Source organism: uncultured Maribacter sp. (genome assembly GCF_947496775.1).
Lineage (GTDB): Bacteria > Bacteroidota > Bacteroidia > Flavobacteriales > Flavobacteriaceae > Maribacter_B.
In genome coordinates this window covers 1-10,467 of sequence record NZ_CANMDU010000018.1, presented here as the reverse complement: position 1 = coordinate 10,467, position 10,467 = coordinate 1, and the positions used below count along the sequence as shown (strand labels likewise).

At 30.8% G+C, this 10,467-nt stretch carries 13 protein-coding genes; all 13 read right to left on the bottom strand.

Going from position 1 to position 10,467, the window contains the following annotated elements:
- Positions 1–348: 348 nt before the first annotated feature.
- Positions 349–882, bottom strand: coding sequence for a hypothetical protein (locus Q0856_RS17540; protein WP_298507091.1), 534 nt, complete (start codon positions 880–882; stop codon positions 349–351).
- Between the two features lie 223 nt (positions 883–1,105).
- Positions 1,106–2,935, bottom strand: coding sequence for an AAA family ATPase (locus Q0856_RS17535; RefSeq protein WP_298507089.1), 1,830 nt, complete (start codon positions 2,933–2,935; stop codon positions 1,106–1,108).
- A 221-nt stretch (positions 2,936–3,156) separates the two neighbouring features.
- On the bottom strand, positions 3,157–3,996 hold the full coding sequence (locus Q0856_RS17530) for a hypothetical protein (RefSeq protein ID WP_298507087.1): 840 nt from the start codon (positions 3,994–3,996) through the stop codon (positions 3,157–3,159).
- Positions 3,997–4,203: 207 nt separating this feature from the next.
- A complete protein-coding gene (locus Q0856_RS17525; RefSeq protein ID WP_298507085.1) occupies positions 4,204–4,788 on the bottom strand; it encodes a hypothetical protein in 585 nt (194 codons plus the stop codon).
- Between the two features lie 124 nt (positions 4,789–4,912).
- Entirely contained in the window at positions 4,913–5,473 is a 561-nt protein-coding gene (locus Q0856_RS17520) for a hypothetical protein (RefSeq protein ID WP_298507084.1), read from the bottom strand.
- A gap of 801 nt (positions 5,474–6,274) precedes the next feature.
- On the bottom strand, positions 6,275–6,565 hold the full coding sequence (locus tag Q0856_RS17515; RefSeq protein WP_298507083.1) for a helix-turn-helix transcriptional regulator: 291 nt from the start codon (positions 6,563–6,565) through the stop codon (positions 6,275–6,277).
- Positions 6,555–6,911: a type II toxin-antitoxin system RelE/ParE family toxin gene (locus Q0856_RS17510; RefSeq protein ID WP_298507082.1), complete on the bottom strand. Its 357-nt coding sequence runs from the start codon at positions 6,909–6,911 to the stop codon at positions 6,555–6,557. Before Q0856_RS17510 ends, Q0856_RS17515 begins: the two co-directional genes overlap by 11 nt.
- A gap of 259 nt (positions 6,912–7,170) precedes the next feature.
- Entirely contained in the window at positions 7,171–7,911 is a 741-nt protein-coding gene (locus Q0856_RS17505) for a hypothetical protein (RefSeq protein WP_298507081.1), read from the bottom strand.
- A 226-nt stretch (positions 7,912–8,137) separates the two neighbouring features.
- Entirely contained in the window at positions 8,138–8,587 is a 450-nt protein-coding gene (locus tag Q0856_RS17500) for a PH domain-containing protein (RefSeq protein ID WP_298507080.1), read from the bottom strand.
- Between the two features lie 236 nt (positions 8,588–8,823).
- Positions 8,824–9,111, bottom strand: coding sequence for a type II toxin-antitoxin system RelE/ParE family toxin (locus Q0856_RS17495; RefSeq protein WP_298507079.1), 288 nt, complete (start codon positions 9,109–9,111; stop codon positions 8,824–8,826).
- Positions 9,104–9,343, bottom strand: coding sequence for a CopG family transcriptional regulator (locus tag Q0856_RS17490; RefSeq protein ID WP_298481474.1), 240 nt, complete (start codon positions 9,341–9,343; stop codon positions 9,104–9,106). The genes Q0856_RS17495 and Q0856_RS17490 overlap by 8 nt, the downstream gene beginning before the upstream one ends.
- A 207-nt stretch (positions 9,344–9,550) precedes the next feature.
- Positions 9,551–9,994, bottom strand: coding sequence for a DUF4262 domain-containing protein (locus Q0856_RS17485; protein ID WP_298507077.1), 444 nt, complete (start codon positions 9,992–9,994; stop codon positions 9,551–9,553).
- Positions 9,995–9,998: 4 nt separating this feature from the next.
- The gene (locus tag Q0856_RS17480; protein WP_298507075.1) at positions 9,999–10,382 is read right to left on the bottom strand and encodes a hypothetical protein; all 384 of its coding nucleotides are present in this window, start codon (positions 10,380–10,382) and stop codon (positions 9,999–10,001) included.
- Positions 10,383–10,467: the final 85 nt, after the last annotated feature.

Genomic DNA, 10,467 nt, shown 5'->3' with positions numbered 1-10,467 from the left:
TATAAACCGTAATTTTTTTGTTGTGCTGATAAACGTTTTGCTTAGGAAAGTAACTAATCCAACTATAGGGTAAACAACAAAAAAAAGGAGGGAAGCGCTTAGTTTCTCTTTTTTTACTAGGTAAGTTACTGCCAACGGTTCGGCTAAGCGTAGTGCGGAGGCAAGGAAACTTTTTGTTTCCGTCTGCGCACGAAGCTAAAGCTTATTGTTTAGTTTTATTTTTTCTTTTCCAAAGCTAAATCCATAAGATTTAGCGACACTATAAATATACGCAGACCATTCCATTTGCCCCAAACCCCCGTATTACGTTTAGGCATTGTTGTGATGCGTTTTTTTGCGTTTTGATTTTCAGTCTAATTTTGTCCATTTACCTTTCCGGAAATACATATTATTGAATTTAGGAGAATTAAACACCATAAAAAAGTCCCAACTTTCTCGATAAATAGTTGGATTGGTTGTCAATATATGATGATTAGGTTCTTCCATTTTTATTACGATTCTTGCAGATTTATATGGAGCAAGAGTTGAAATTTTTCCTTTGTAAGTCTCCATTATATCAGGTCCATTAGTAACATAGAAATAGATTGAATCATTTTCTTGAATCTCAAACCTGAAATTGTTGTATTGCCAATCCGCTTGTTTTCCAGCAAAGTAATTTCGGTCAATTGTATATTGGCCGTAAAAGTCTTGTTTTTCTAGTACTTTCTTAGAATTAATAAAGTGCAGAGCATACATAGCAAAGTAGAGAGTGAAGATTCCACCCCAGAAATATAAGATTGTTTTTCCATAAGCTTTCTTTTTTGTAATTGCCCAAATTATTAGAAATACAATCGTAATTATCAGTAGAAAAAACAGTATAATTAATAATAAAAATCCACCCATTTATTCTTTAATTCTAATGTTTTTCAAAATGCATTACAACGCTTAGTATAAGAAACGTAGGGCAGGTGATAAGCACTATCGTTTCGGTTTATTACATAGCTAAATATAAATATTTTGCTTTTATCTTTTCTATTTTAAACGCCAAATTTTATATTTAGCGGACTTAATAGATATTCACAGAACTTTCGGTTTAGCACAAATGCCCTATGTTTTTTATACCTTGTTATGCCCTTTTTATATTTTTATCTATTAAACTGAATAACTCTTCAAAATTATAAAAATCTGAATCTAAATTTCTTGTATTCAATATGTACTCTTCAAATTTTCTTTTCTTTAGTTTTCTATTTCTAGACTTTATAACACCATTTTTTAGATGTTCATCTATATCAAAAATTTGTTTTTCTTCAAGTTCTTCAAATAATTCATTGTCAAATAAATTTTCTATGCCACTTTGTGTTTCAGGAATAGTGTTTTGTGGATTTTTTTTGAATATATATGGAATTAGAGAATGTGTTTTATTAGAATTACAATCTGTATAAGCACCTTTTGCGTCACAGTCAAAAACAAAAAATATAAAAAATCTGTCAAAACCAGTTTTGGAGAATAGTTTAAAAAGTTTTTGTAATTCGTTCTTACCTCCAGCGTCTTTTATTTCTATTTCAAGTTCAGGGGAATATATTTCTTTAGCTTTTTCTAAATATAGATAATTATAACCTTCTGAATATATTATTGGTTTATCTATAGTTTCAATTTTTGCTTTTATTTTATCTATTTGTGCTCTTTTTTCTTCAAAAAGTTGATTTAATTCTTGATTTAGATAGAAAAAACCTAATTCTTCTTGAAGTAGTTCCCAATCAGTATTTAAGTTATTAGAATCAAATTTTATTTTACCATTACTATTAAATTTTAATTTTGATATTTTAGAGCTTTTTGTATATAAGTCTTTCCAAATACGGTATAAGCCTATTTTATTTGACCTTAATGATAAAAAATTAAATGAATGAGTTGTTATGAAAATTTGAGCGTTGTTACAGTAAACATCTCTGAATTTTTCTGCTAAAATTTGAGCGTTTTTATATTCGTATGAGTTTTCAGGTTCTTCAAACCCCCATATAAAATACTTCTTAGCTTTATATTCTGCTTTAATACTCTTTGCTGTAAATGAAAGTTCCTTTATAGCAATGAAATTTAAAATTTCAGGAATTAATTTTGCTTGATAACCATCGCCTCTAAGTTTTAAATCCACTTTACCAGTTTGGACTATTAACGCCTTAAATAAATTAATTAAATCTGAAGGTAATTGAAAAACAGGCTCAATAGGGTTTGAGTTAACTGTGTTTAGAGAGTTTTTAAACTCTGTCATTAAAATGTTAGTTTCCTTTTGTATTGCTTTCTCAAATTCATTTTTACTACCTTCTACTGATGAAATTTTTGTTTTCCATAAGGTTTGTTGTAGTTCTCCATATAGATGAGAGAAATAGTTGGTGTCCTTGATTGCAGGTATATAATGAAATTGAATAGAATTAATTAAATCAGTAAGTTGTTTTTGCAAACTTGCTCTTGCATTCGATTTTAGAGTTTTTTGACCTTTGCTGTTTTCTTCTAGGAATGAAGTAAATAACTCTTTTTTCTCTGTTTCAAAGTCTTTTTCTATACTTGATAATTGGTCAAATAAACTATATTCCGAAGTTTTTTTCCATTTACGACTTACCCAAAATTTTTCTGGTAAATATATATTGCTCTCTTTCTCTCTATTTTTACCTTTATTTTTTGGGTTATTAAACCAAATTTTTATAGTAACTAATTCTTCTTTTATTTCTAAATCATCTATTGACTCTCTTTTAAAGAAATCTTTATCAAAATCAAAGAAATTAGTTAAATCTGTTTTCTTATTAAAGAATAGATTTAAAGCTCTTAAGATATTGGATTTTCCAGAATCATTAGCACCTGAAATAATATTTAGAGGTAAACATTTGGTTACTTTATAAGATTCTTTTTTTCTGTTTCCGAATGAACGAAAATTTTTTATCTCAATTTGCTCTATTATATTCATTCAGTTTTTTTGTAATTGGGCATAACGGTCCTGTGTATGAAACGTAGCGTGTAAAAAGACGCTAACTTTTCGGATTAACACAGAGCCGAATTTTTATATTTTGTTTTTAATTTTTCTCTTTTTAAAAGCCAAATTAAAAAATTTGGCGGTCTTTGTAAATAAGCACAAACCTTTCGGTTTAGCCCTTATTAGCTATGTTTTATACACCGTGTTGTGTACAGTTATTTATACAAATAATGATATTCAGTTCTTATTTTATTATTCCTACTAAAAATTTTATGAGTTAGCAGCTCGCCATTCGCTGAATATTCAAATAATTCATATTCCATTATTGAGTTACGCTTTTTATAAATTTTTTCAACTCTTTCTATCCCAAATTCATTGTACATATATTTATAAAAGTCATAGTCACTCTCATCCTTTTTAGTTAACTGATTTTTGTTATTATATTCATAGGTATATTGCTTTCGATACTTTTTTCGTTGAGGGTATTTTTCCGATACCAGTAATCCATTCTTAAATTCTTTTATCCGATAAAGTTTTGAATCTCTATAATGGTATACTGTTTTCAGTTTGCCAAGTAGATTGTATTTATAAACATCTTTATCTCCATCTTCGTTTATTAGATATTCAAGTTTACCATTTCTATTATTCTTAAAACGTTTTTTTATTTTGTAATTCAAAATTTTTAAAGTGTCTTCTTTTTGTAGTTTTTTATTTATACTATCTAAAACTCCAAATTTGTCATAATAATTTCGCCAGTAAACATTGCCAATGGCCATAACATAAAAATCAAATGACGTTTTTTGATGGCGATTTAAATTCTCAGAATTAAAAATGTGATAATGACCAAATTTTGAACCATTTTTCATTTCAGGATATTCTTCCTTGAAAATACCAGAATTATATTCTGTCAAAATCTCAGTCAAAGTTGAATCTTTTGTTTTTAAATCAATCCTCCATTCATATCTTATCGATTTAATTTCAGATGTGTCTATTTTTACTTGCGAAAAACTCGAAGTAGAAACAGAAATTAAAATGATAAGAAGGATGTTTCTCATAATTGTACACAACGGTTCGGCTAAGCGTAGTGCGAGGGCAAGGAAACTTTTCGTTTCCGTCTGCGCACGAAGCTAAAGCTTTTGGTTTAGTTTTTAATTTTTCTTGTCCAAAGCTAAATCCCAAAGATTTAGCGACTAAGTAAATATACACAGACCTTTTGGTTTAGCCCTAAAGTCCGCATTACGTTTAGGTATTGTTACCCACAGTTATTTTCTACGGTATTTCTCGTATAATTTTTCATTTCCCAATTCAAGAGTGTAATCCGTAATTTTTTTAATATTAGTTTTGATTGGAAGATAATATTCTCCGTCAATTTTTTCTAAATATCCAGATTTCGCTTGAGTTTCGAACGATTTAGCTCCTTCTATTTCAAGTTCCATTTTTTGTAGCAAAACAAGCTCCTGTTCTTCAATTTTCCATTTACCAGAATGTTCAATAAAGTCTGGATTTTGGTATTCATGATACTGTCCATTAATTTTCAATTCCAGTTTTGGATAACCTTTTGGAATCGGCTTAAAAGGCATTTCCTTAAATTCTGTTGACTTTTCTTCTTCAGTCCTGAAATCGCATTTTTCTTCGAAAAACCAAACACCACTTATTAATTTTTCAGTATCCGTTTGTCCATAAATATTAGTAAACCCAATTAATAATATTAGTAAAAATAAAAGGTTTTTCATAATTGTGGGTAACGGTTGAGCTATGAACAGTACGGGAGCAAACTGGCGTTTGCTTTCCGTCATAAAAATAGCCAAACCTTTTTGTTTTGCATTTTCTTTTTTAATTAATGCCAAATCCAAAAGATTTGGCGGTGCTTGTTGATATTCCGGGTTTATAACTTAAGCAGCTAAGCCCGTATTGTTTATAGGTTGTGTTGTAAAACGTTTTTATCGGTTAGATTTAAGATATTCTTATTTCCTATTCAGGTATATATTCATACTTTTTTAATGCGTCTAATTCTTTGTCTATATACTTTCGCCATTCTTCTTGTTTTGTTTTATTGAACGAAACCTGCTTGTCATAATCTTTCTGCACTTGTCTACATTGTTCTAATATTTTCTCAGAGAAATCCTTGTAAACATAACTTTCATAAATGTTTTTATGAGTAAATTCCTCAAATCCTATTCTCATTTTTCTGATATATAACTCTTTAATATCAAAATGCAATTGCTCGTGAATTAATAAAAGGCTATCATTCGATATAGACCAAGAGAGAGATTTGTAGAAATAATTAAGCGGATAAGGAACTTTATTTCCATTTTTATCCGTTCGATGAATAAATACAGGTCCAGTTGCCGTTTCTGCTGCCGTATGAACCCTATACTTGTTTTTTGGAATTTTTGAACTACCCTTAAAATCATTCCAATCAAGTGGTCGGAGTTTTGCCCAAAGAAGTAAAGTGTCATTTTCTGACACTATCTCTTGTCCAAAAGAAAGAAATCCGATTAAGAATGTTATGGCTAAAAATGCTTTTTTCAAAATGTTTTACAACGCCCTAGCTAAAGTTAGTGCGGAGAGCAAGGAAGCTTTTGCTTCCGTCTTAGCACTAAGACAAAGCTTTTTGTTTGCGTTTATTTTTTTGATTATTAAAATGTCAAATCAAACAGATTTGACGACCATATAAAATTACGCAAACCATTTGATTAAACCCCAAACCCCCGCATTAATTTTAGGTTTTGTTGGCAGTAGCTTACAGCGCAAACCCTACTCTCAAGGAAAAAGAAGGGAACAATCCGCGTAGATTTTGCCGCATTTTCCATCCAGCTACAGACTTTAGCAAACACAGAAATGTGTGGCAAGCTCCAATATAACTACTAGGAATATGCAAGCCATAAGTCAGACTAGAGAACGATTCCGTAGCGATTGCGTGTTGGCGGCAAAAGGGAAAGCCGCTTAGTTGCTCTTTTAAAAACCCAAACCCTTCTTAAAGGACAAATTTTAGCTTTATAAACCGTAATTTTTTTGTTGTGCTGATAAACGTACTGCTTGCGAAAATTAGCTAATCCAACTATAGGGTAAACAACAAAAAAGGAGGGAAGCCCTTAGTTTCTCTTTTTTTACTAGGAAAGTTATTGCCAACGTTAAATATATGGCGAGTTGGGCAGAAAACAAGCGGCTATTTTCAGTTTAGCCACAAGCCAAATCTTTTTATTTTGTTTTAATTTTTCTCTTTTAATACCAAATCAAAAGATTTGGCGACTTTGCAAATAGAGAAAAGCCTTTGGATTAAACATTAATCGCCCAATTTGCTATATATACTGTTGTAAAACGTACTTTATATTAGATTTCAATTGAGATGTTCACCTTTCCGCCAAGTCCTTTTTCAACAATATCAAATAAGGTTTTTAAAGTTAGATTACTACCATTATTTTCTACACGAGAAATATAAGTCCGCTTTTTGTCAATCAGTACTCCAAGTTGCTCTTGTGTCAGATTTTTTTCCTCACGAGCATTTCTCAAAAGTAAACCGATTTTAAACGATTCAAAATCTCTGTCGAGTTCGTCTCTGCGTTCCGTTCCTTTTTTTCCGTAAACGCTATCCTTAATATCTTTCCAGCTTTTAGTTTCCATTTCCTTTGTTTTTTTCTTCATAATACTCTTTCATTAATCGGACAGCTTTGTCAATTTCTTTTTTCGGTGTTTTCTGCGTCTTTTTTGTAAATCCGTTTAAGAGTATAACTAATTTACCTTTGTCGAAGAAGCAAAAAACTCGCCAAATATTTGAGCCTAATTTTATTCGCGCTTCAAAAAGTCCTTTATGCATTTTCATTGGTGCCAAATATGTTTTCGGCACGTGCTGATAGGTTTCAATTATTTCAATGACCTTAAATATTTTGTCTTGAACCTTTTTCGGTTGAGCAAGCAGAAAATCCTCGAAATAATTTTTGTATTGTATTACTTGCCTAACTTTTTCCATCTAAGCAAATGTAACTTAAAAGTTACTATTTTCAAAATATTAAAGGCTGATTTTAATTTTTAGGGTTTTCGGGCATGTTTTACAACGGCTCGGCTAAGCGTAGTGCGGAGGCAAGGAAACTTTTCGTTTCCGTCTGCGCACCAAGCTAAAGCTTTTGGTTTAGTTTTTATTTTTCTCGTCCAAAGCTAAATCCCAAAGATTTAGCGACATTATAAAAATACGCAAACGCTGCGAATAAAGACCTTTGACCGCATTACGTTTAGGTATTGTTGGCACACGTTTTTTTTACTAGTGCTAACGTCAGTAATCCACTAATAAATGTAAATACGGGTATAATTATTTTTAAAATATCTAATGCAAAGGTAAATCCCAAATCCAAGTTATTTTCAATTAATTTAGATTCCTCCGCACTATTGAATAAGATATCTCCAATGAATGTAATACTATCAATTTTAACTAAATAAAGAGGACCTGCCAAAAACCTATAGTAAAACCAAAGCGAAGTAAAAACTATCCAAATACCCGTAATTATTTTAAAATTCAGGTTGAACTGACTCTTTTTATATAGGATTTGGCCAATATTAAAAATATTAATAAAAGGAACCCAATTTACAATTCGATTTTTTACTGTGAGGTTTTTATTTATTTGAGAAATAAATAATATGATTGAGAATATTAATAGTAGTTCGGACAATATTATTAGTGCTTGGTAGATTATTGTTAGTTTTGGATATTCTCCAAAAATATAACCATTAGAATCAGATAATACGCTTTGACTTTCAGGAAAGAAATCACTTGGCCAAATGCTCCAAGAAGTCCATATTGACCAATATTCCAGAATTGGAAAATATGTAATTAGGAAAAGTCCAATAGACCAGCACAGTATAACATTTATTTTTTCTTTTTTATGTCTTAGGATGTAGATAGCGGAAAGAACTGAAATCCCAATTATAATTAGATAAGGAATAATTAATCCAGAATTGGAAGTTTCAAATTTCATTTTCTTAAATGTGTGCCAACGGTTCGGCTAAGCGTAGTGCGGGGGCAAGGAAACTTTTCGTTTCCGTCTACGCACGAAGCTGAAGCTTTTGGTTTTGCTTTTTCTTTTTTTGTCCAAAGCTAAATCCTAAAGATTTAGCGACATTATAAATATACGCAGACCTTTCGGTTTAGCCCAAAAGCCCGCATTACGTTTAGGCATTGTTGTAGGTAGGCTTTTCCGCACCCTATTTCAATTCCTTGTGTCCGTCCGATATTTTTATTCCACTCCTCAATTCTAATATTTTATTGATGAACGTTTCATTAGTTTTTGGACTTATGTACAGTTCGTTGTATTTGTCATATTTTATAATTAGCCCTTTTCTTGCGGTTGCGGGTCTAAATCCGACCCAAAGAGTTTTTCCTTTTATTATCTCAGTTATTCTGTCCGTATTTATTTTTCCTTTAAAAGGTCCACTTCTGTAAATCAACCCGTCTTTTTCTGATAATTCATAATTGGTCCCGAAAAATAGCCAAAGTAAAAGTCCGACTACGCCGAATACTAGAAATAGAGGCCAATACCCTTCTTTTTCCATTTTGCCATTAACAATATCTAAAAACATAATTCCAGTCAGAAATACACTTATTCCGAGGATTATGAAACTAAATAATATGTCTTTTCTGCTATTGAATTTCATTTTTTTAGCTTACCTACAACGCCCGAGCTGAAGTTAGTGCGGAGAGCAAGGAATCTGAAAAGATTCCGTCTTTGCACTAAGACAAAGCTTTTTGTTTGCGTTTATTTTTTTTGATTATTAAAATGTCAAATCAAACAGATTTGACGACCATATAAAATTACGCAAACCATTTGATTAAACCCCAAACCCCTGCATTAATTTTAGGTTTTGTTGGCAACAGTATTTTTACGAGCAATTTATAGTATATTTTTCAAATCCTGTTTTCCGACAATCACCATTATTTCAGCAGTATCATCATTTATTCGATAGTATATGCTGTCTGACCCACAAACACATCTTCTATATCCGTTTTTTATAAAATCCACCGATTCGAACGAGTATGGTCTTTGCGCAATTATGTCAAAATATTTAAAAAATGAATCAAAGTATTTGTCGGCTTGACTCATTCCGAACTTTTTAACTCCGTAATGATGAATTCGTATAAGGTCTTCTTTTGCGGAATTACTTAATTTATATTTAGCCATTAAGATTGGCTTTAGACTGCTTTAGTATTTCGGATTTGGTATCACTTGTAAATCCACTATTTTCTGCTTTATCTAGCTTAGATTTAATCCAATCAATTTGGACTTGCTGGCTTCTTGCTTGTCTAATTAAATCATTCACAAGCTCACTTTTACTTGAGTATTCCTGATTGTCTACTTGTGTCTTTAACCACTCATCATTGGGTTTCGTGAAAGATATACTTTGTCTAGCCATAAGAAATATGTTTTGGTTCTAATTTACACCAAAATCGAATCAACTCCAAATTTTTGTGATATTGTTGCCAACGTGTTTGTGTATGATTTCGTTGCGTGTTTAAGCACTAAAGTTAGCAAATAAATCACAGATAGAAAGTCCGCGAGGGCTTTCGTAAGTAGGCTATAACTAGCAATGAATTATACACGGTGTTGTATGCAGTTTTTTTTATTCTCCTAATATTTCTTGGTCATAATCATATTCTAATTCGTTTGGAAAATGACCATTTAAGTCAGGGAAAATTAATTGTAAATATTTAAATTCTGAATTTTCATAAAATTTAAAAGAACTCAAAGTGTATTCAGTCAGTAATTCGTTTTTAACTTCAATAAAATAAACAGAAAATCGGTCAATTAAATCATCTATTTTTAGATTAATAGGTACTTTCTCGAATTTGAATTTCTCAACATAATTTTCAATCAATTCAGATGTCAGTCCGCTTGGAAGTCCAGAAATGAACAGTTCTGGAATACCAAAACTTTGGAAAATTCCAGTTGAATATCCAAAAGGTGTAAAGTTAGTTTCTTCCAATACACAAGTAATATGAAATCCATATTGTTCAATATGCGAATGGACTTTATTGAAATATTTTTGCTTTTGTTCCTTATTCATTTTTTTATTCAAACTGTTTTTTCCACTCTTGCTGTTTTAATTTAGTCAATGAGTCAATTTCTTTAAGGTATTCGGATTTCCAATCAATTCCGTTTTTTTTGTCCAGATATTTGTCAATTTCTGCGTTGTAGATTTCAATTCCGTTTAATTCAGTTCCACTAACTAAACATCCAAATCCGATATTCGTAAATCCGTATTTCTGACTAATTTCATCCATTTCAATTGGTGAAATCATTAATTCTCCAACTAATATTTTTTGAGGTGAATTATTTGCAATATCCGATTTTGCAGTTAAGTAATTAAATCGGCTAAAAAACCCATAATTCCACAATCCAATTCCGATTAGAATTAATATTATTCCACTAAATATTATCGTTTTTCGGTTCATTTCTCAAATGTTCGTTAAGATACATAGTTTACACAAGTTAAAGATTAGGTGTTTACACTAAATTAGTTTCTAACCTTGTAGATTG